Genomic DNA, 20,057 nt, shown 5'->3' on the forward strand with positions numbered 1-20,057 from the left:
GTGCGCCGTGCGCCCTTTGGCACCTCCCCACGCGCACCGCCCGTGCGCATCTCCCCGCGCGCACCTCTTCTTCAGTCGTCACTCATCCCTGGAGTCCCCTGATGGACACCCCTCTCCACACCATTGCCGTCGTCGGCCTCGGCACCATGGGCACCGGCATCGCCGAGGTGCTCGCCCGGGCCGGCCGTGAGGTCATCGGCATCGACATCAGCGCCGCGGCCGCCCGCCAGGCCGTCGTCGCCCTCGAAGCCTCCACCGCACGCGCCGTGGAGCGTGAGCGGATCACCGAGGAGGAGCGCCGCAACACGCTCGCCCGCTTCCGCACGTTCTCCGATCTCCAGGCGGCCGCCGACGCGGATCTCGTGATCGAGGTGGTGTCCGAGTCGTACGAGGCCAAGCAGCAGGTCTTCCGTGCGCTGGACGGCATCGTGCGCCCCACGACCATCGTCGCCACCGGCACCAACGCCCTGTCCGTGACCCGTCTGGCCGCCGACTCCTCGCACCCCGAGCGCGTGCTCGGGCTGCACTTCTTCAACCCGGCTCCCGCGATGAAGCTGGTCGAGGTCGTCTCCTCGGTGCTGACCGCGCCCGCCGCCGTCGAAGCGGTCACCGCGCTGGCGCGTGAACTCGGCAAGGAGCCCGTCGCCGTGGGTGACCGGCCCGGTTTCGTCGCCGACGGTCTGCTCTTCGGCTACCTCAACCAGGCCGCCGCGATGTACGAGGCCAAGTACGCCTCCCGTGAGGACATCGACGCCGCGATGAAGCTCGGCTGCGGCCTGCCGATGGGACCGCTGGCACTGCTGGACCTGATCGGCATCGACACCGCCCGGACGGTTCTCGACGCGATGTACTCCGCGTCCCGCGACCGGCTGCACGCGCCGGCCCCCATCCTCAAGCAGCTGAGCGAGGCCGGTCTGACCGGCCGCAAGGCGGGGCGCGGCTTCTACACCTACGCGGCACCCGGTGCCGCGACCCCGGTGCCGGACGCGCTCACCCCGCAGCCGGCGGCCGAGGGAGCGGGTGGCCGTGAGGTCCGTTCCGTGGGCGTGGCCGGTTCCGGGACCATGGCGAGCGGCATCGCCGAGGTCTTCGCCAAGGCGGGCTACGACGTGGTGCTCGCCGCGCGCTCGCTGGAGAAGGCGGAGACGGCCAAGTCCCGTATCACCAAGTCTCTTTCCCGTTCTGTCGACAAGGGACGGATGACGGCCGAGGCGCGGGACGAGACGCTCGGCCGGATCACTCCCGCCGGCTCCCTGGACGCCTTCGCGGACGTCGATCTCGCGGTCGAGGCCGTCGCCGAGGACCTGGAGATCAAGCAGCAGCTGTTCGCCACCCTGGACAAGATCTGCAAGGAGGGTGCGGTGCTCGCCACCACCACCTCCTCGCTGCCGGTCGTGGCCTGTGCCCGCGCCACCTCGCGTCCGCAGGACGTCATCGGCATGCACTTCTTCAACCCGGCGCCGGCGATGAAGCTGGTCGAGGTCGTCCGTACCGTCCTGACGGCCGACGACGTCCACGCCACGGTCCGCGCGGTGACCGCGAAGATCAAGAAGCACCCGGTGGACTGCGGCGACCGCGCCGGATTCATCGTGAACGCACTGCTCTTCCCGTACCTGAACAACGCGATCAAGATGGTCGAGGAGCACTACGCCACCCTCGACGACATCGACGCCGCCATGAAGCTGGGCGGCGGCTACCCGATGGGGCCCTTCGAACTCCTCGACGTGGTGGGGCTCGACGTCTCGCTCGCGATCGAGAAGGTGCTGCACCGCGAGTTCCGCGACCCGGGTCTCGCTCCCGCGCCACTGCTGGAGCACCTGGTGGCCGCGGGCTGCCTCGGCCGGAAGACCGGGCGCGGCTTCCGCGAATATGCCCGCCGCTGATCACACCGCCGGCTGGGGCGGACTGCTCGATCCCTCGGACGGTCCGCCCCCGGCTCCGGCCCCCGTTTCCGCCCCCGCCACAGGGGCGGGCGCTCCTCACCCACAGGCGCGCTCTCCTGCACGGATGCAGTACGTTCAGGTCATGCCGCAGCCCGCCAAGCCCGCCCGTACCAAGGCCACGTCCGACGCCCCGGAGAGCGCAGCCGGCAGTCGCGCCGCCGCACAGCGCCTCAAGATGCGGCGCGAACTGGCCGCCGCGGCGATGGAACTGTTCGCGACCAAGGGCTACGAAGCGACGACGGTGGACGAGATCGCGGCGGCCGCGGGCGTCGCGCGGCGGACCTTCTTCCGCCACTTCCGCTCCAAGGAAGAGGCGATCTTCCCGGACCACGACGACACGCTCGTACGGGCCGAGGCGGTGCTGAACGCGGCTCCGCCCCACGAGCACCCGCTCGACACGGTGTGCCGGGGAATCAAGGAGGTCATGCGGATGTACGCGGCCTCCCCCGCCGTCTCCGTGGAGCGCTACCGGCTGACCCGCGAGGTCCCGACCCTGCGGGAGCGCGAGATCGCCTCGGTGGCCCGCTACGAGCGGCTGTTCACCCGCTATCTGCTGGGGCACTTCGACGAGCGCGACCACCACGACGGCAACGACGATCCGCTGCTGGCGGAGGTGGCGGCGTCCGCGGTGGTCACCGCGCACAACCACGTGCTGCGCCGCTGGCTGCGCGCCGGCGGCCAGGGCGACGTGGAGACCCAGCTCGACCACGCCTTCGCGATCGTCCGCGACACCTTCGGCACCGGCATAGGAGCGGGCCGCTCACGGGACGGGGTGCCCACGGCGTCCGCGCCCCGCTCCGGCGATCCGGCACCGGCCGCGGCGGTGACCACCGAGGGCGAGGTCCTGGTGGCCGTGGCGCGTACGGACGCGCCGCTGGACGACGTGATGCGGACGATCGAGCGGGCGCTTCAGGACCGCCGCGCCTGACCCGGTGTGCCGGGGGTTCTGACCCCTCCGCCAGGCCCTGAAGTTCATACGGATGGCGGTACCCGCGACCCCCGGGCCACCCCGGGAATCACACTCGGGCCCCCCGCTCCGAGCAGCGGAGCGCATTCGGTCACTCACAGTGAGCAACGGCCGCCCCCTCGGGGGCGGCCGTTGTTGCTCATACGTGCCCCCCCCCCCCCGGATGACAACTGAGAGAAATTGTTGGCACGCAGTGTCTTGTCACATGGCACGCCGTGCCATACGTTGAAGTTGTCCGGGCGGCCGGCGTGCAGAGACCATTCGTACGCCGGCTGTCCCAGCAAACCCTGAGTTTGCGGCCCGGACGCCTGCGTCACAGGCACCCTTCGCGCCCACCGGCGCCGCCACACCCGCACCACCCGCCGAACCGACGGCACACCTCCACACAGCAGCACACCGACGTTCCCCTCAGCGTTCCCCGCAACGCGCTTCGCCGGAGGCACCCGTGAAGGACATCCTGGACGCCATTCAGTCGACGGACAGCACCCCCGCCGACTTCGCCGCACTGCCCATCCCCGAGTCCTACCGCGCGGTCACCGTGCACAAGGACGAGGTCGAGATGTTCAACGGCCTCGAAACCAAGGAGAAGGACCCCCGCAAGTCCATCCATGTCGAGGACGTCGCGGTGCCCGAACTCGGCCCCGGCGAGGCACTGGTGGCCGTCATGGCCAGCTCGGTGAACTACAACTCCGTCTGGACCTCGATCTTCGAGCCGATGTCCACCTTCGGCTTCCTGGAGCGCTACGGACGGCTCTCGGAACTCACCAAGCGCCACGATCTGCCCTACCACGTCATCGGATCCGACCTGGCGGGCGTCGTCCTGCGCACCGGGCCCGGCGTCAACGCCTGGCGGCCCGGCGACGAGGTCGTCGCCCACTGCCTGTCCGTCGAGCTCGAGTCCTCCGACGGCCACAACGACACGATGCTCGACCCCGAGCAGCGGATCTGGGGCTTCGAGACCAACTTCGGCGGCCTGGCGGAGATCGCACTCGTCAAGTCCAACCAGCTGATGCCCAAGCCCCAGCACCTCAGCTGGGAGGAGGCCGCAGCCCCGGGCCTGGTGAACTCCACCGCGTACCGTCAGCTCGTCTCGCGCAACGGCGCGGGCATGAAGCAGGGCGACAACGTCCTGATCTGGGGTGCCAGCGGCGGACTCGGCTCCTACGCCACCCAGTTCGCCCTGGCCGGCGGCGCCAACCCGATCTGTGTCGTCTCCAGCGAGCAGAAGGCGGACATCTGCCGCGCGATGGGCGCCGAGGCGATCATCGACCGCAGCGCCGAGGGCTACAGGTTCTGGAAGGACGAGCACACGCAGGACCCGAAGGAGTGGAAGCGCTTCGGCAAGCGCATCCGCGAGTTCACGGGCGGCGAGGACATCGACATCGTCTTCGAGCACCCCGGCCGCGAGACCTTCGGGGCGAGCGTCTACGTCACCCGCAAGGGCGGCACCATCACCACCTGCGCCTCCACCTCGGGCTACATGCACGAGTACGACAACCGCTACCTGTGGATGTCGCTCAAGCGCATCATCGGCTCCCACTTCGCCAACTACCGCGAGGCATGGGAGGCCAACCGCCTGATCGCCAAGGGCAAGATCCACCCCACCCTCTCCAAGGTCTACTCCCTCGAAGAGACCGGCCAGGCCGCGTACGACGTGCACCGCAATCTCCACCAGGGCAAGGTCGGCGTCCTCGCTCTCGCCCCGAGCGAGGGTCTGGGTGTGCGCGACGAAGAGATGCGCGAGAAGCACGTGGACGCCATCAACCGCTTCCGCAACGTCTGACTGAGGTCCCACACATGACAGAGCGTCAGAAGGACCGGCCGTGGCTCATGCGGACGTACGCGGGCCACTCCACCGCCGAGGCGTCCAACGAGCTCTACCGGCGCAATCTCGCCAAGGGCCAGACCGGTCTGTCGGTCGCCTTCGACCTGCCGACACAGACGGGCTACGACCCCGACCACATCCTCGCCCGCGGCGAGGTCGGCCGGGTCGGGGTTCCCGTCTCGCATCTCGGTGACATGCGCAGGCTGTTCCAGGACATCCCCCTGGAGCAGATGAACACCTCGATGACGATCAACGCCACCGCGATGTGGCTGCTGGCGCTCTATCAGGTCGTCGCGGAGGAGCAGGGCGCGGACGCCACCCGGCTTCAGGGCACCACGCAGAACGACATCGTCAAGGAGTACCTGTCGCGCGGGACGCATGTCTTCCCGCCCGTGCCCTCCCTGCGGCTGACCACCGACATGATCACGTACACGGTCGCCAACATCCCCAAGTGGAACCCCATCAACATCTGCAGTTACCACCTGCAGGAGGCGGGCGCCACGCCGGTCCAGGAGATCGCGTACGCGATGTCCACCGCGATCGCGGTGCTGGACGCGGTGCGGGACTCGGGTCAGGTGCCGGCGGAGAAGTTCGGCGACGTGGTCGCCCGTATCTCCTTCTTCGTGAACGCCGGTGTCCGCTTCATCGAGGAGATGTGCAAGATGCGTGCGTTCGGCCGCATCTGGGACCAGGTCACCCGTGAGCGGTACGGCATCGAGAACGAGAAGCAGCGCCGGTTCCGCTACGGCGTCCAGGTCAACTCCCTGGGGCTCACCGAGGCGCAGCCGGAGAACAACGTCCAGCGCATCGTGCTGGAGATGCTGGCCGTCACACTCTCCAAGGACGCCCGCGCCCGCGCGGTGCAACTCCCGGCCTGGAACGAGGCGCTCGGTCTGCCGCGGCCGTGGGACCAGCAGTGGTCCCTGCGCATCCAGCAGGTCCTCGCCCACGAGTCGGACCTGCTGGAGTACGAGGACATCTTCGCCGGCTCGCACGTCATCGAGGCCAAGGTGGACTCGCTGGTCGACGAGTGCCTGGCGGAGATCACCCGGATCCAGGAGATGGGCGGCGCGATGGCGGCCGTCGAGTCCGGGTACCTCAAGTCGCAGCTGGTCTCCTCGCACGCGGAGCGGCGGGCGCGGATCGAGGGCGGCGACGACAAGATCGTCGGCGTGAACATCTTCGAGACCACCGAGCCGAACCCGCTGACGGCCGACCTCGACACGGCGATCATGACGGTCGACCCGGAGAACGAGGCGCGGGTGGTGGCCAAACTGCACGAGTGGCGGGACAACCGCGACGAGACCCGTGCCACGGAATCGCTCACCGCGCTGAAGAAGGCCGCCGCGGGGACCGAGAACCTGATGGCGGCCACCGTCGAGTGCGCCCGTGCGGGTGTCACCACCGGCGAGTGGGCGTGGGCGCTGCGCGATGTGTTCGGCGAGTTCCGCGCCCCGACGGGCGTCTCCAGCGCACCTGTCGCGGTCACCGCGGAAGCGGGCACGCCGCTCGCGGTCGTCCGCGACAAGGTCTCCCGCACCGCCGACGAGCTCGGCTCGGGACGGCTGCGGCTGCTGGTCGGCAAGCCGGGCCTGGACGGGCACTCCAACGGCGCCGAGCAGATCGCCGTACGCGCCCGCGACGCCGGCTTCGAGGTGGTCTACCAGGGCATACGGCTCACGCCCGAGCAGATCGTCAACGCGGCGCTGGCCGAGGACGTGCACTGCGTGGGCCTGTCCATCCTGTCGGGGTCGCACGCCGAGCTGGTGCCCGACGTGCTGGACCGGCTCCGCGAGGCGGGGGCGCCGGACATCCCGGTCGTCGTCGGCGGAATCATCCCGAACGCCGACGCCACCGCTCTGAAAGCGGCCGGCGTGGCCGCCGTGTTCACCCCGAAGGACTTCGGCATCACCGAGATCATCGGCCGTATCGTCGACGAGATCCGGAAAGCGAACAAGCTCGACCCTCTGGAGGTCCCCGCATGACTGTCAACCGTCTGAGGCCGCGCCGTTCCTGCCTCGCAGTGCCGGGCAGCAACCCGCGCTTCCTGGAGAAGGCCCAGGGCCTCCCGGCGGACCAGGTCTTCCTGGACCTGGAGGACGCCTGCGCGCCGCTCGCCAAGCCGGACGCCCGGCACACCATCGTGAAGTTCCTCAACGAGGGTGACTGGACGGGCAAGACCAGGGTCGTGCGGGTCAACGACTGGACCACCGAGTGGACCTACCGCGACGTGGTCACCGTCGTCGAGGGCGCCGGGCAGAACCTCGACTGCATCATGCTGCCGAAGGTGCAGGACGCCCAGCAGATCGTGGCGCTGGACCTGCTGCTGACCCAGATCGAGAAGACGATGGGCTTCGAGGTCGGCAAGATCGGCATCGAGGCGCAGATCGAGAACGCGCAGGGTCTGAACAACGTCAACGAGATCGCCCAGGCATCCCCGCGCACGGAGACCATCATCTTCGGCCCGGCCGACTTCATGGCGTCGATCAACATGAAGTCGCTGGTCGTCGGCGAGCAGCCGCCCGGCTACCCGGCGGACGCCTACCACTACATCCTGATGAAGATCCTGATGGCCGCCCGTGCCAACAACCTCCAGGCGATCGACGGCCCCTACCTCCAGATCAAGAACATCGAGGGCTACAAGGCCGTCGCCCAGCGGGCCGCGGCGCTCGGCTTCGACGGCAAGTGGGTCCTGCACCCGGGTCAGGTCGAGGCGTCCAACGAGGTGTTCTCGCCCTCACAGGAGGACTACGACCACGCCGAGCTGATCCTGGACGCGTACGACTACTACACGTCCGAGGCCGGCGGCAAGAAGGGCTCGGCGATGCTCGGCGACGAGATGATCGACGAGGCCAGCCGCAAGATGGCCCTGGTCATCTCGGGCAAGGGCCGTGCCGCGGGCATGATCCGTACCTCGACGTTCGAAGCCCCGGAGGCCTGAGCACCATGCAGTTCGGACGCACCTACGAAGAGTTCGAGGTCGGGGCGGTCTACAAGCACTGGCCCGGGAAGACGGTCACCGAGTACGACGACCACCTCTTCTGTCTGCTGACCATGAACCACCACCCCCTCCACATGGACACGAACTATGCGGAGAAGACGACGGACTTCGGCAAGAACGTCGTCGTCGGCAACTACATCTACTCGCTGCTCCTCGGTATGTCCGTGCCGGACGTCTCCGGCAAGGCCATCGCCAACCTGGAGATCGAGTCGCTGAAGCACGTCGCGCCGACGTTCCACGGCGACACGATCTACGGCGAGACCACCGTTCTCGACAAGACGCCGTCCCGGTCCAAGAGCGACCGCGGCATCGTCCACGTCGAGACGAAGGGGTACAAGCAGGACGGCACGCTGGTCTGCGTGTTCCGCCGCAAGGTGATGGTCCCCACCGAGACGTACATCAAGGAGCGCGGCGGCGAGCAGCCCGGCCGCCCGGAGTTGATCGAGCCCTCCAAGAAGCCGGAGAAGTAGTCATGAGCCGACTCGCCCAGACGCACGGGCTGACCGACATCCAGCAGGAAATCCTGTCGACGGTCCGGGACTTCGTCGACAAGGAGATCGTCCCGGTCGCCACCGAGCTGGAGCACCGCGACGAGTACCCGACGCAGATCGTCGAAGGCCTCAAGGAGCTCGGCCTGTTCGGGCTGATGATTCCCGAGGAGTACGGCGGTCTGGGCGAGTCGCTGCTCACGTACGCGCTGTGCGTCGAGGAGATCGCCCGTGGCTGGATGTCCGTCTCGGGCATCATCAACACGCATTTCATCGTGGCGTACATGCTCAAGCAGCACGGCACCCAGGAGCAGAAGGACACCTTCCTGCCCCGGATGGCGCTGGGCGAGGTGCGCGGCGCGTTCTCCATGTCGGAGCCGGCGCTCGGCTCGGACGTGTCGGCCATCACGTCCAAGGGCGTCAGGGACGGCGACGAGTACATCCTCAACGGCCAGAAGATGTGGCTCACGAACGGCGGAACGTCGAATCTGGTGGCCGTTCTGTGCCGGAGTGACGAAGGACACCCGGAGGGCACCGCCCGGCACAAGTCGATGACGACCTTCCTCGTCGAGAAGGAGCCCGGCTTCGGAGAGGTCCGTCCGGGCCTCACCATCCCCGGGAAGATCGACAAGATGGGTTACAAGGGCGTCGACACGACCGAACTCATCATGGACGGACTGCGCATTCCGGCCAATCGGGTACTCGGCGGCACCACCGGCCGAGGGTTTTACCAAATGATGGACGGCGTCGAGGTCGGCCGCGTCAATGTCGCGGCACGTGGCTGCGGTGTCGCGCAACGTGCCTTTGAGCTGGGCGTCTCGTACGCACAGCAGCGCCACACCTTCGGCAAGCCCATCGCCCAGCACCAGGGGATCCAGTTCAAACTGGCCGAGATGGCTACCAAGGTCGAGGCCGCGCATGCGATGATGGTGAATGCGGCACGCAAAAAGGACTCCGGGGAACGAAACGACCTGGAGGCAGGGATGGCGAAGTACCTCGCCTCCGAGTACTGCAAGGAAGTCGTCGAGGACGCCTTCCGGATCCACGGCGGCTACGGCTTCTCCAAGGAGTACGAGATCGAGCGCCTCTACCGCGAGGCTCCGATGCTGTTGATCGGTGAAGGTACCGCCGAAATCCAGAAAATGATCATTGGACGCAGGCTGCTCGAGGAGTACCGGTTCCAGGGATGATTGTCGCTTTCGCGGCGGTTCGGCCGCGAAGAAGATCACACCCTGTCAGCATTCTCTGAGGGTTTCCGGCCGACCGACTCGGCTTCTGGCTTTCCCAGTTACGGCTCACAACCGATAACATCGCTCGGAAAGCCGCCGTCCCCCGTTGCCAGCGCGGCATCATCCGCTACGAAGGTCATCCATGCCCCACAGCCAAACCTCTGCACCTCGCGACAGCCTCCGTGGCGTACGCCTCGCGCGCGGAGCATCGCCGTGGCTTCTGCCGACCGTCGCCACCGCCGCCCTCAGCCTCGCCCGCTCGCGCCGTTCGCGGCGCGCGGCGGTCGTGGCCGTGCCCGCCACCGCGCTCGCGGCGGGCATGCTGTGGTTCTTCCGCGACCCCGAGCGCGAGATCACTCAGGGTCGCGTCATCTCTCCGGCCGACGGTGTGGTGCAGAGCATCATGCCGTGGAAGGACGGGCGCACCCGGGTCGCGATCTTCATGAGCCCGCTGAACGTCCACGTCAACCGCGCGCCCCTCGCGGGCACGGTGACGTCCGTGGAGCACATCCCCGGCGGCTTCGTGCCGGCGTTCAACAAGGAGAGCGAGAACAACGAGCGCGTTGTCTGGCACTTCGACACCGAGCTCGGTGACATCGAGATGGTGCAGATCGCCGGTGCCGTCGCGCGGCGCATCGTTCCTTACGTGCCGCAGGGCACGAAGGTCGAGCAGGGCGACCGTATCGGCCTGATCCGCTTCGGCTCGCGCGTGGACATCTACCTTCCGGAAGGTGTCGATGTCGCTGTCGAGGTCGGTCAGACCACGACCGCGGGGGTGACTCGCATTGACCGTGGTTGATCCCGACGCACAGGCGGGCTGGGTCGCCGAGGACGACGCCGAGGACGACGCGGAGGAGATGCCTCTCTCTCTGCGGCTGTCAATAGCGGACACCCTCACGCTCGGTAACGCGACGTGTGGATTCATGGCGGTGTACTTCACCACCACCGGCATCCTCATCCCGCATCTCCAGGGCAGCCAGGAGACCGGCATGGCGCGGCACAGTGCCGCCACCGCCGTGATCCTGATGCTGCTCGCCGCGATCTTCGACCTCTGCGACGGGCTCGTGGCGCGCAAGCTGCGCAGCTCGCCGATGGGTGCGGAGCTGGACAACCTCTCCGACCTGATCAGCTTCGGGCTCGCCCCGGCCTACTTCGTACTCGTGTACGGCATGGTCGCGGACGACGCCCACCAGCGGGTCTCGGCGGTGGCCGCGATCGTGGTGCTCCTGGCGGTGGTCCTGCGGCTTGCGAGATTCTCGTGCGTGACCCTGAAGGACGGCATGTTCCAGGGCATGCCGAGCCCCTTCGGCGCGCTCACGGTGGTCTCGATCGTCCTGCTGGAGCTGCCGTTCATCCCGACGCTGCTGGCGATCATCGGTACGGCGTGGCTGATGGTGAGCCGGGTCGAGTACCCGAAGCCGCGGGGCGTCCTGGCGGTGGCGATGCTCGGATGGATCGTGGCCGCGATGGGTCTGCTGGCGGCCTGGGCGTTCGACGCCCCGGCGGGCCAGCTGCTGCTGCAGACCGGCTGTGCGCTGCAGATCGTGCTGGCGGCGACGATCCCGCTGTTCGCGACGGCACGACGGGTGAACACGTTCCGTGACAACCGTCGTGAGAGCCGTGAGGCCAGGGCGGCTCAGCCCTGACACGGCGACGGCATACGAGGAGGGCCCGGGTGCGATCCGCACCCGGGCCCTCCTCGTGTGTGCGACAGGTTCAGCCGCGGTGGGACACGTCCTAGCCGCCGCTCTTGAAGGACTCCGCCGCCTTCGCGACGGCCGCGGGCCGCACCACCTTCAGTCCGCCCGGGACCTTGTTGTCCGGCTTCATGATGACGCTCTGCCGGGTCGACGGTGCTGCCGGGTCGGAGAAGTCGTGGGTGATGCCGAAGCCGCTCTCGTACGCGGAGAGGGTCAGCAGGGCCTTGTCGATGCCCTCCCGGGTGAGGTTCTTGTCGGCGCAGGCCTTCTTCAGCACCTCGCCGTAGACCCCCATGGCCGTGTACCCGGCGACCACACCGTTGTCGAGGCCGTCCTTGGGGTAGGCGGCCGCGTACTCCTTCGCCAGCTTGGCCGGCGCCGCGTCCGTGGCGCCGATGGGGAGGGTGGAGGCGGCGACGTAGTAGTCCTTCATCAGCGCGGGCCCCGCCGGGGTCGCGAGGAGCTGCGGGGCGTAGGCGGAGTTGTTGCCGACGACCGGCACATTGAAGCCGCCGGCGGCCGCCACGCCGACGAGGGAGGCCGCCTGCCGCGGTCCGGCGCTGATGACGACGGCCTTGACGCCCGCCTTCTTGAGCGCGGCCACCTGGGCCGACATGTCGTTGTCGGTCGGTTTGATCTTCTGCTCGACGATGCTGAGGCCCGCCTGCTGGGCCGCGTACTTGGAACCGGCGAGGGCGTTCTCGCCGTAGTCGCCCTCGAAGTAGACGTGACCGATCTTGTCGCCCTTGGCGATGCGCTTCTGGGTGAGCAGATAGTCGATCGCGTTGATCGTCTCGATGTCGTACGTCGCGCCGACCACCCGGACGTACGGGCTGCCGAGCAGACTGGCCGACCATGCCTGTGGCAGGACGAGGCCCTTGTCCTGGCCGTCGATGCGCTGCTTGACGGCCGCCACGAACGGCGAGCCGATGAACTGCGCGAAGCCCAGCACCTTCGGTTCGAGCTCGGTGTAGCCGGCGAGGGCCTTCTGCGGGTCGTAGCCGTGGTCGCGCACGGTCAGCTCGATCTGCCGGCCGCAGACACCGCCGGCCGCGTTGGTCTGCTTCGCCCACAGCTGCTGGGCCTGGGTGACGCTCTTGCCGAGTGAGGCGTAGACACCGGTCATGTCGGTGAGCACACCGAGCGTGATGGTCTTGGCGGTGACGCCTTCACCGGTCTTCACTCCCCCGGCGTCCTTCCCACCGCCGTCACCGCTCGTCGCCTTCTCGCTGCAACCGACGGCGCTGAGCGCCAGTACGGCCAGCACCGCCATGTATCTCTTCGGCTTCATGTCTTCTCCCGTCGGGACACTGTCGGGCGGGTGAGTCCGCCGGGCAGGAACAGCACCACCGCGACCACCGCGGCGCCGTACAGATAGCGCGACGCCTCCCCCGGCGAGACGCCGCCCGTGCCCGGGGCGGCGACCAGCGGGAGGCTGTCGCTGTAGTGGGTGAGCACTTGGGGCAGCAGGGACACGAACGCCGCGCCGACGACCGCGCCCGCGACCGTGCCGAGACCGCCGATCACGATCATGGCGAGGTATTCGAGCGAGAGGATCATGCCGAAGTACTCGGGGACCGTGCGCTGGAAGACCAGGGCGAGCAGAACACCCGCGAGACCCGCGTACATCGACGAGAGGACGAAGACGGCGGCCCGGTAGCGGGCGACCGGAACTCCCATCACGCCCGCCGCTATGCGGTGGTCGCGCAGGGCGTTCATGGCGCGCCCGGGGCGGCCACGCAGCACACCGCGGGCGAACAGCCCGCAGGCGAGGAGCGCGACCAGGGCCGCGTACCAGAGCTTCTCCGCCGACTGGAAGGGCACGGCGGCGATCACGACCTCCGTGTCGTCGAAGGTGAAGCCGAACAGGGACAGCGGCGGGACGGCGCGGCCGTTGAACCCCCCTGTCAGATCACTCGCGTTGAACAGCACATGCTGGCCGATGAAGATCAGGGCGAGGGTGGCGATACCGAGATACGCCCCGCTCAGCCGGCCGGCGATGGGGCTGAACAGGCCGCCCGCCGCGCCGGCGAGCAGGACGGCGAGGATCGCGGCCAGCCAGGTCGGCAGGCCGAGGCCGGTGAGACGGTGGCCGTTCTCGGCCTCGTTTCCGCCCGCGAGGACGCAGTAGCCGTACGCGCCGACGGCGAGGAAGAAGGCGTGGCCCATGGAGAGTTGGCCGGTCGCGCCGGTGAGCAGATTGATGCCGATGGCGCCGATCGCCGCGGCCATCGCGAACAGTCCGGCCTGGAGCCAGAAGCGGTCGAGGTAGAAGGGCAGGGCGAGGAGGAGGAGACCGCCCAGGATCCAGGCGTACGCCCGGGGGTTCCTGAACGCCACCGAGACCCTGGGCGCCCTGAGGGACGGGGCCTTGTCGAGCGTCTCGGGCAGGGTGTCAGACACGCGCGGGCTCCTTCGTGCCGAAGAGTCCGGCCGGCCTGATGAGCAGGACGAGCACCATCACCAGATAGGGCGCGAGATCGCCGATGCCCCGGCCCAGGAAGGACAGTTCGCTCTGGTACCCGGTGGCGAACGACTCGGTGACACCGACGATCAGCCCGCCCGCGAGGGCGCCGGTGGTGGAGTCGAGTCCGCCGAGGATCGCGGCGGGGAAGGCCTTGAGCGCCGCGAGCGAGGTGGCGCGTTCCAGCCCGGGGGTCGGGAAGACCGTGAGGAACAGCGCGGCGACGGCCGCGAGGCCGCCCGCCACGCCCCACGCGGCGAGCGAGACCCTGCCGAGCCGCACCCCCATCAGCGCGGCGGTCTGCGGGTTCTCCGCAGCCGCCCGCATGGCCACTCCCCAGGAGGTGAAACGGAAGGCCAGCAGGAACGCGGTGATGAGGAGGGCGGCGGCGACGAACGCGGCGATCCGGGTCTGCGCGATGGTGATGTCGCCGATGGTGACCACCCGGTCGCCCCACGGGTCGCCGAGGGCGAGGACGTCCGTGCCGATACGACGGGTGAGTTCGGTGGTCAGCAGGATGTCGACACCGATGGTGACGATGGCGAGGACGCTGTGGTCGGAGCCGCGGTAGCGGCGCATCACGAAGAACTCGACGGCGGCTCCCACCACGGCCGCGCTCGCGATGCCGACGGCGAGCGCCGCCCAGAAGCCGATGTCGTCGTGGAGGACGGCCGTGACGTAGCCGCCGGCCAGCAGGAGGGACGCGTGGGCGAAGTTGACGACCTCGGTGGCCTTGAAGATGACGACGAAGCCGAGGGCGATCAGGGCGTAGACGGAGCCGATGGAGAGCCCGCCGAGAAGAAGTTCGGTGAAGGTCGTCATGCCTGCGCACCTGTTCCGAGGTAAGCCCGGACGACCGCCGGGTCGCTCTGCACCTGGGCCGGGGTGCCGTCCGCGATCCGGCGCCCGAAGTCGAGTACGGTCACGGCGTCCGCGAGCCGCATCACCACCCCCATGTCGTGTTCGACCAGCACGATGGATATGCCGAGACCGTCGCGCACGCCCGCGATGACGGCGGCGGTCTGCTGCCGCTCGTCGGCGGTCATGCCCGCGACGGGTTCGTCGAGCAGGAGCAGCCGCGGCTCCATGCACAGCGCGCGGCCCAGCTCGACAAGCTTCTGTTTGCCGTACGGGAGCGCTCCGGCAGGACGGCCGAGATCGGCCGCGAGCCCGACGAACTCCGCTATCTCGCCGACGCGTTCCCGGTGTCGCCGTTCCTCGCGGGCGGCGGACGGCAGCCGCAGCCCGGCGGAGAGGAAGCCGGCGCGGGTGAGCCGGTGGCGGCCGAGCAGCAGGCTGTCCGCGACGGTGGCGTGCGGCGGGAGGGCGAGATTCTGGAAGGTGCGGGCGACACCGAGCGCCGCGATGCGGTGCGGGGGCAGGCCGGTGAGTTCGCTGTCGCCGAAGTGGACCGTGCCGGCTGTGGCGCGGTAGACACCCGACAGGACGTTGAAGCAGGTGGACTTCCCCGCGCCGTTCGGGCCGATGACGGCATGGACACTGCCGGGCGCGACGGTGAAGGAGACGTCGTCGAGCGCGGTGAGACCGGCGAAGCGGACGGTGAGGCCGGAGACGGTGAGCGCCGGCGTGGCGGCGGCGTCGTCCACGGCAGCGGCCGTGTCCGGGGCCGTCATGCGGACCACCTCCGCAGCGCCGGTGCGGCCGCCTCGGCCCGTACGGCGTCCTCCGCGGCCTCCTCGTCGACCACTCCCAGATAGCGCCGGCGCACCTCGTCGGAGGCGGCCAGCCGGTCCGCGGGTCCCTCCAGGGCGACCTCGCCGACCTCCAGGACGTACGCCGTGGAGGCGAGCCGCAGCGCGATCGCCGCGTTCTGCTCCACCAGCAGGACCGAGGTGCCGGCGGTGTTGATCTCCTGGACGGTCTGCGCGATCCGTTCGGCCATCAGCGGGGCGAGTCCCAGGGACGGCTCGTCGAGCAGCAGCAGCCGGGGCCGTGCCATCAGCGCCCTGCCCAGCGCGAGCATCTGCTGCTCGCCGCCGGAGAGCAGACCGGCCCGCTGGTGGGCGCGGTCGGCCAGGACCGGGAAGAGTTCGTGTACGCGGGCGAGCGCCGCGGCGGCCTCCCGCCGGCCGCCACGCGCCCCCAGTGCGCCCGCCCGCAGATTGTCGGCCACCGTCATCCGTGCGAACACCTGCCGTCCTTCGGGCACTTGGACCACTCCGGCGGCCACGACGCGCGCCGGGCTGAGCCCGTTCAGCGGGCGGCCCTCGAAGTGGACGGAGCCCGCGGTGACCCGGCCCCGCTGAAAGGTGAGGGTGCGTGAGATCGCGCGCAGCAGGGTGGACTTGCCCGCGCCGTTGCCGCCGAGCACGGCGACGATCCTGCCCTCCGGCACATCGACGGAGACCTCACGCAGCGCCCGCACCGGCCCGTAGCCGACGGACAGTGCTCGTACCTCGAGCGAGGCGGCCATGCAGTCCCCCTTCCGGGGCCTGTGTCCTGCGTGCCCCTGTGGTGCCTCACATCACCACCGGCGCTGCCCGGCCGTCCACGCCGCCGGGGCGAATCGCTGCGGATGACCAGCGGCGCAGCGCACACCTTGTGCACGGGCACAAGCGCCGCCACCCTCGGCGGCGGGTGGCTGCGGGGCACGCGGTGGACATCGGCGCAGGGCGTGCGAGTCCCGCCGGAGCGGGCTGCCGAACAGCCGCTGCCGTGAAACCCGTTCGACCGTGGCCCCGGGACATGGGGATCATGGCCGGATGCCGTCGCCCGAAGCAGCGCTGAGTGAACTCCAGGACCGTGCCACGCTCTGGAGCGTGGGCGAGATCCCCGCGGCCGATGTCGTCGACGCGGCCTGCGACGCGCTCGTCGCCGGACTCGATCGCCCCGGCCTCCGGCAGCTGGCGGCCTGCACCCGCGCCGAGGCGGGCTACGCCGTGCACGACCTGCTCCCCGTGGCGCTGGACGAGCTCGGCGTGGCCTTCCATACGGTCGCGGGCGAGGCCCGTGAGGAGGCAGCTGTGCGAGCGCTCGCCCGGCGCATGCTGTCCGGGCAGTCGGCGCCCTGGGAACTCACGTTCCGGCTCCACCAGCTCTACGGGCACGAACTGCCCCTTGCCAAGCGGCTCGTCGAGCTCGACGACGAGTACGCCGTGATCGAGAACGACGACGGAGAGGTGGCCCGGGTGACGGCCGCGGTCGTGGAGGAGGCGCGACGCATCACGGGCGACCCGCGCGGCCCGATCGAACTCGCGGACGCGCAGGGCTGATACGGCCCGGGTCGACCGGGCGGCTCCGACGACCGACCGGCTCGATAGGGACGACCGGCCGGCTCGATATGGATGACCGGCCGGGGCGGACGACCGGCTCGGTGGGACGACCGGCTCGGCGGGACGATCGGCTCGGGGCGGACGACGGGCTGGCGGGGACGACCGGCTCGGCGGGACGATCGGCGGGCGGTCGACGGACTCGGCGCGGGCAACCGGCTCGGCGGGACGATCGGCTCGGGCGGTCGACGGACTCGGCGGGACGACCGGCTCGGCGCTGAGGAGCGCGCTGCCCTCCTGGAACGCGCACGCACCTACCAGCAGACCTCTGCCGACCAGATGGAGAGGCCCCCGCGGCCGGCTCTTCCGCGCCGAGGATGTGAAGGAAGCCTGCGGGCCCGCCTGGCACGACGCGCGCCGGCCGCCCGTGACTGACGGTCGCCCCCCGCGGCTCATGCAGCAGGCAGCTTCACGAACACATCGCGGCCTCGCCGAGCCGAGCGGAGCAGCGACGGGCCCGTGGGCGCCGGGCTTCGCCCGGCCCGGGTGCCGGCCCGCACATCCCGGCCGTGCCCCGCCGCTCCGGCTCAGTTCACGTCAGGCAATCCCCCGCGATGTTCTCCGCCACCTTCTCCAGCAGCGGGCGGGGTCCGGTTCCAGCTCCAGCAGGGGCGCCCTCTCGGCTCCGGCAGCAGGCAGCTTCACGAACGCGTCGTTCGCTCGCCGACCGAAGCAGCGACGGGCCTGTGGACGCCGGACGTACGCCATCCGGGCCCGGGTGCCCGGCCCGCACCTCCCTGCGCGCCCCCGCCGCCCCGGCTCAGCTCACGTCAGGAAGTCCCGCGCGATGTTCTCCGCCACCTTCTCCAGCAGCGGGCCCGCCTCCGCCATACAGCGGGCGGGGTCAGGTTGCAGCTCCAGCAGGGCGTAGGCACGGCGGATGCCCGCGCGGCCGAGGGCCTCCGGGGGCAGGGTCAGCCGGCCGCAGACCGCGACGACCTCGATGTCCTGCGCGCGCGCCGCCGCCGCGACGCCCGCCGGTGCCTTGCCGTGCAGGGTCTGCTCGTCGAGGGAACCCTCGCCAGTGATCACCAGGGTCGCTCGCGCCAGGGCGGGGGCGAACCCGAGCACGTCGAGCATCACCTCGATGCCGGGGCGGAAGCTCGCGCCGAGCGCGACCAGCGCCCCGTAGCCGATACCGCCCGCCGCACCCGCGCCGGGCAGGCCGGCCTGGTCGGGGCCGAGGATCGAGGCGTAGTGGGTCAGCGCCTCGTCCAGGGTGGCCACGTCCTGCGGTGTCGCGCCCTTCTGCGGGCCGTACACGGCGGGCGCGCCCTTAGGGCCGGTGAGGGGGTTGTCGACGTCGCTGGCGAGGACGAGTTCCACGTCCTCGAAGCGCGGGTCGAGCCCGGACAGATCCGCGGTGGCCAGCTCCCGCAGACCACCGCCGCCGGGGGTGACGGGCGCACCGCCCTCGTCGAGGAAACGGGCGCCGAGCGCGGCCAGCATGCCCGCGCCGCCGTCGGTCGTCGCGCTGCCGCCGACGCCGAAGACGATCGTGCGGGCGCCCGCGTCGAGCGCGGCACGCAGCAGCTCGCCCGAGCCGTAGGTGGTGGCGGTGAGCGGCGCGAAGACCCCTTCGGGAAGGTGCTGGAGGCCGGACGCCTCCGCCATCTCCACGACGGCGGTGCCGTCCCGCAGGGCGTAGGTCGCCGTCACGGCCTGGCCGAGAGGACCGGTCACCTGGGCCTCACGGCGTTCGAAACCGGCCGCCACCGCAGCCGCGACGGTGCCGTCGCCGCCGTCGGCGACGGGCAGGGTCTCCACCTCCAGGCCGGGCACCACCCGCTGGAGGCCCGCCGTCACCCGCTCCGCGACCTGTACGGCCGTGAGCGAGCCTTTGAACTTGTCAGCCGCCACGAGCACGCGCGCGGGCTGATGAACTGCTCCGTCCGTCACTCTGCTATCCCTTGCTGTCGAACAGGCAGTCGCGCCGCCCCGACCTTATCCGGCAGGTCACAGGACGTGCCACCCCACCACGAAGCGTGAGAACCCGCGCACGAGGCAGAACGGCCGGCCCACCACCGCGCGCTTCGCGCCGCATTTCGGTACACCGGACGTATGGGACTGCACCATGCGGAGCTCGCCGACCGGACGCTCGGCGGCTGGCTCGGCAGGATCGCGGGGAACATGCTCGGCAAACCGGTGGAGCGTGGCGATCACTGGACGCGCGAGCGTATCGACCGGTATCTGCGCCGCACCGGTGCCCTGCCGCTCACGGACTATCTGCCCGGCCCGCCGCCCGACGCGGGGCCCGGTGAGTTCGAGCTGCGCCCGGAGTGGCGGGAGTGTGTGCGCGGCCGGATCCACGGCAGCTGCCGGGACGACGACATCGACTACGCGATCCTCGGTCTGCATCTGCTGGAGACCCACGGCTTCGCCTTCACCACCGAGCAGGTGGGCGACCTGTGGCTGCTGCGGCTGCCGTATCTCCAGACGTTCACCGCCGAGCGGGCCGCGTACCGCAGTCTGGCGAACGGCATCAAGCCGCCGCTCACCGCCTCGTACGACAATCCGTACCAGGAGTGGATCGGCGCTCTCATCCGCGCGGACATCTTCGGCTGGACGTCCCCCGGCGATCCGCACCGCGCCGCCGCGCTGGCCCGTCGGGACGCGGTCCTGTCGCACACCGGCAACGGTGTCTACGGATCGATGTGGGCCGCCGCCCTGGTGGCCGCCGCGTTCACCGCGAGCCGCCCGCGCGAGGCGATCGAGGCGGCCCTGGAGCGCATCCCGGCGAGCTGCCGACTGGCCCGTACGGTCCGCCACACCACGGCCCTGTACGACGCGGGGACGTCCTGGTCCGACACGCTGGCCGAGATGGAGGACCGTACGGGCGGCCTCGGCTGGATCCACGTCGTGCCCAACGCCGCCGTCATCACGGCCGGACTCCTCTACGGCGCCGGGGACTTCAGCGGCACCGTCGCCCTCACCGTCCGCGGCGGGCTGGACACCGACTCCAACGGCGCCACGGCGGGCTCGGTCGTGGGCGTGCTGTGCGGAGCCGCCGCCATCCCCGCGCAGTGGACACGGCCGCTGGAGGACCGGGTGCGCAGCGCGGTGTTCGGATTCGACGGCTCACGCATCAGTGAACTCGCGGAGCGTACGGTCCGGCTGACCGCGACGGCGGGAGACGGCGGCGGCTGACGT

17 protein-coding genes are annotated in these 20,057 nt (G+C 70.2%); 11 read left to right on the forward strand and 6 right to left on the reverse strand.

What is annotated here, in order from left to right:
- Positions 1–101: 101 nt before the first annotated feature.
- The 9 genes from RPQ07_RS07245 to pssA all read left to right on the forward strand — a co-directional run bounded on the left by RPQ07_RS07245 (position 102) and on the right by pssA (position 11,099).
- Positions 102–1,883, forward strand: coding sequence for a 3-hydroxyacyl-CoA dehydrogenase family protein (locus tag RPQ07_RS07245; protein WP_313943222.1), 1,782 nt, complete (start codon positions 102–104; stop codon positions 1,881–1,883).
- Positions 1,884–2,025: 142 nt separating this feature from the next.
- On the forward strand, positions 2,026–2,871 hold the full coding sequence (locus RPQ07_RS07250; RefSeq protein ID WP_391837744.1) for a TetR family transcriptional regulator: 846 nt from the start codon (positions 2,026–2,028) through the stop codon (positions 2,869–2,871).
- A gap of 484 nt (positions 2,872–3,355) precedes the next feature.
- Complete coding sequence (gene ccrA, locus RPQ07_RS07255) at positions 3,356–4,693, forward strand: crotonyl-CoA carboxylase/reductase (RefSeq protein ID WP_313943224.1); 1,338 nt, start codon at positions 3,356–3,358, stop codon at positions 4,691–4,693.
- A gap of 14 nt (positions 4,694–4,707) precedes the next feature.
- Complete coding sequence (locus RPQ07_RS07260; protein WP_313943225.1) at positions 4,708–6,720, forward strand: protein meaA; 2,013 nt, start codon at positions 4,708–4,710, stop codon at positions 6,718–6,720.
- A complete protein-coding gene (locus RPQ07_RS07265; protein ID WP_313943226.1) occupies positions 6,717–7,676 on the forward strand; it encodes a CoA ester lyase in 960 nt (319 codons plus the stop codon). Before RPQ07_RS07260 ends, RPQ07_RS07265 begins: the two co-directional genes overlap by 4 nt.
- A 5-nt stretch (positions 7,677–7,681) precedes the next feature.
- The gene (locus tag RPQ07_RS07270) at positions 7,682–8,206 is read left to right on the forward strand and encodes a MaoC family dehydratase (RefSeq protein WP_313943227.1); all 525 of its coding nucleotides are present in this window, start codon (positions 7,682–7,684) and stop codon (positions 8,204–8,206) included.
- Between the two features lie 2 nt (positions 8,207–8,208).
- On the forward strand, positions 8,209–9,414 hold the full coding sequence (locus RPQ07_RS07275) for an acyl-CoA dehydrogenase family protein (RefSeq protein ID WP_313943228.1): 1,206 nt from the start codon (positions 8,209–8,211) through the stop codon (positions 9,412–9,414).
- Between the two features lie 181 nt (positions 9,415–9,595).
- Positions 9,596–10,252 carry a phosphatidylserine decarboxylase gene (locus RPQ07_RS07280; protein WP_313943229.1) on the forward strand — a complete coding sequence of 219 codons (657 nt, stop codon included), beginning with the start codon at positions 9,596–9,598 and terminating at the stop codon, positions 10,250–10,252.
- Positions 10,245–11,099 (forward strand): CDP-diacylglycerol--serine O-phosphatidyltransferase, encoded by an 855-nt coding sequence (pssA, locus tag RPQ07_RS07285; protein WP_313948811.1) that lies wholly within the window; start codon positions 10,245–10,247, stop codon positions 11,097–11,099. The genes RPQ07_RS07280 and pssA overlap by 8 nt, the downstream gene beginning before the upstream one ends.
- Positions 11,100–11,190: 91 nt before the next feature.
- Here the strand turns inward: pssA and RPQ07_RS07290 are convergent, their stop codons facing one another.
- From RPQ07_RS07290 to RPQ07_RS07310, 5 genes are read right to left on the reverse strand one after another with little or no spacing between them, the layout of a single operon-like run.
- The gene (locus tag RPQ07_RS07290) at positions 11,191–12,444 is read right to left on the reverse strand and encodes an ABC transporter substrate-binding protein (RefSeq protein WP_313943230.1); all 1,254 of its coding nucleotides are present in this window, start codon (positions 12,442–12,444) and stop codon (positions 11,191–11,193) included.
- Positions 12,441–13,493, reverse strand: coding sequence for a branched-chain amino acid ABC transporter permease (locus RPQ07_RS07295; protein ID WP_313948812.1), 1,053 nt, complete (start codon positions 13,491–13,493; stop codon positions 12,441–12,443). Before RPQ07_RS07295 ends, RPQ07_RS07290 begins: the two co-directional genes overlap by 4 nt.
- Before the next feature lie 55 nt (positions 13,494–13,548).
- On the reverse strand, positions 13,549–14,439 hold the full coding sequence (locus RPQ07_RS07300; protein ID WP_313943231.1) for a branched-chain amino acid ABC transporter permease: 891 nt from the start codon (positions 14,437–14,439) through the stop codon (positions 13,549–13,551).
- A complete protein-coding gene (locus tag RPQ07_RS07305; protein WP_313943232.1) occupies positions 14,436–15,251 on the reverse strand; it encodes an ABC transporter ATP-binding protein in 816 nt (271 codons plus the stop codon). Before RPQ07_RS07305 ends, RPQ07_RS07300 begins: the two co-directional genes overlap by 4 nt.
- Positions 15,248–16,051 (reverse strand): ABC transporter ATP-binding protein, encoded by an 804-nt coding sequence (locus RPQ07_RS07310; RefSeq protein WP_313943233.1) that lies wholly within the window; start codon positions 16,049–16,051, stop codon positions 15,248–15,250. Before RPQ07_RS07310 ends, RPQ07_RS07305 begins: the two co-directional genes overlap by 4 nt.
- Positions 16,052–16,340: 289 nt before the next feature.
- On the opposite strand from RPQ07_RS07310, the gene RPQ07_RS07315 reads away from it, so the two are divergent.
- Positions 16,341–16,850 carry a hypothetical protein gene (locus RPQ07_RS07315; RefSeq protein WP_313943234.1) on the forward strand — a complete coding sequence of 170 codons (510 nt, stop codon included), beginning with the start codon at positions 16,341–16,343 and terminating at the stop codon, positions 16,848–16,850.
- An 822-nt stretch (positions 16,851–17,672) separates the two neighbouring features.
- Here RPQ07_RS07315 and RPQ07_RS07320 read toward each other — a convergent pair.
- Positions 17,673–18,806, reverse strand: a complete 1,134-nt coding sequence (locus tag RPQ07_RS07320; protein WP_313943235.1) for a glycerate kinase — start codon at positions 18,804–18,806, stop codon at positions 17,673–17,675.
- Between the two features lie 162 nt (positions 18,807–18,968).
- On the opposite strand from RPQ07_RS07320, the gene RPQ07_RS07325 reads away from it, so the two are divergent.
- Positions 18,969–20,054 carry an ADP-ribosylglycohydrolase family protein gene (locus tag RPQ07_RS07325; protein ID WP_313943236.1) on the forward strand — a complete coding sequence of 362 codons (1,086 nt, stop codon included), beginning with the start codon at positions 18,969–18,971 and terminating at the stop codon, positions 20,052–20,054.
- Positions 20,055–20,057 lie beyond the last annotated feature (3 nt).

It is taken from the genome of Streptomyces sp. AM8-1-1, from assembly GCF_032229325.1.
Classification (GTDB): domain Bacteria; phylum Actinomycetota; class Actinomycetes; order Streptomycetales; family Streptomycetaceae; genus Streptomyces; species Streptomyces achmelvichensis.

Excerpts from the sequence above, each read along its gene's own strand:
- RPQ07_RS07245 (WP_313943222.1), top strand. The coding sequence starts at position 102 with ATGGACACCCCTCTCCACACCATTGCCGTCGTCGGCCTCGGCACCATG.
- RPQ07_RS07250 (WP_391837744.1), top strand. The coding sequence starts at position 2,026 with ATGCCGCAGCCCGCCAAGCCCGCCCGTACCAAGGCCACGTCCGACGCC.
- RPQ07_RS07260 (WP_313943225.1), top strand. The coding sequence starts at position 4,708 with ATGACAGAGCGTCAGAAGGACCGGCCGTGGCTCATGCGGACGTACGCG.
- RPQ07_RS07265 (WP_313943226.1), top strand. The coding sequence starts at position 6,717 with ATGACTGTCAACCGTCTGAGGCCGCGCCGTTCCTGCCTCGCAGTGCCG.
- RPQ07_RS07270 (WP_313943227.1), top strand. The coding sequence starts at position 7,682 with ATGCAGTTCGGACGCACCTACGAAGAGTTCGAGGTCGGGGCGGTCTAC.
- RPQ07_RS07275 (WP_313943228.1), top strand. The coding sequence starts at position 8,209 with ATGAGCCGACTCGCCCAGACGCACGGGCTGACCGACATCCAGCAGGAA.
- RPQ07_RS07280 (WP_313943229.1), top strand. The coding sequence starts at position 9,596 with ATGCCCCACAGCCAAACCTCTGCACCTCGCGACAGCCTCCGTGGCGTA.
- RPQ07_RS07290 (WP_313943230.1), bottom strand. The coding sequence starts at position 12,444 with ATGAAGCCGAAGAGATACATGGCGGTGCTGGCCGTACTGGCGCTCAGC.
- RPQ07_RS07300 (WP_313943231.1), bottom strand. The coding sequence starts at position 14,439 with ATGACGACCTTCACCGAACTTCTTCTCGGCGGGCTCTCCATCGGCTCC.
- RPQ07_RS07305 (WP_313943232.1), bottom strand. The coding sequence starts at position 15,251 with ATGACGGCCCCGGACACGGCCGCTGCCGTGGACGACGCCGCCGCCACG.
- RPQ07_RS07310 (WP_313943233.1), bottom strand. The coding sequence starts at position 16,051 with ATGGCCGCCTCGCTCGAGGTACGAGCACTGTCCGTCGGCTACGGGCCG.
- RPQ07_RS07315 (WP_313943234.1), top strand. The coding sequence starts at position 16,341 with ATGCCGTCGCCCGAAGCAGCGCTGAGTGAACTCCAGGACCGTGCCACG.
- RPQ07_RS07325 (WP_313943236.1), top strand. The coding sequence starts at position 18,969 with ATGGGACTGCACCATGCGGAGCTCGCCGACCGGACGCTCGGCGGCTGG.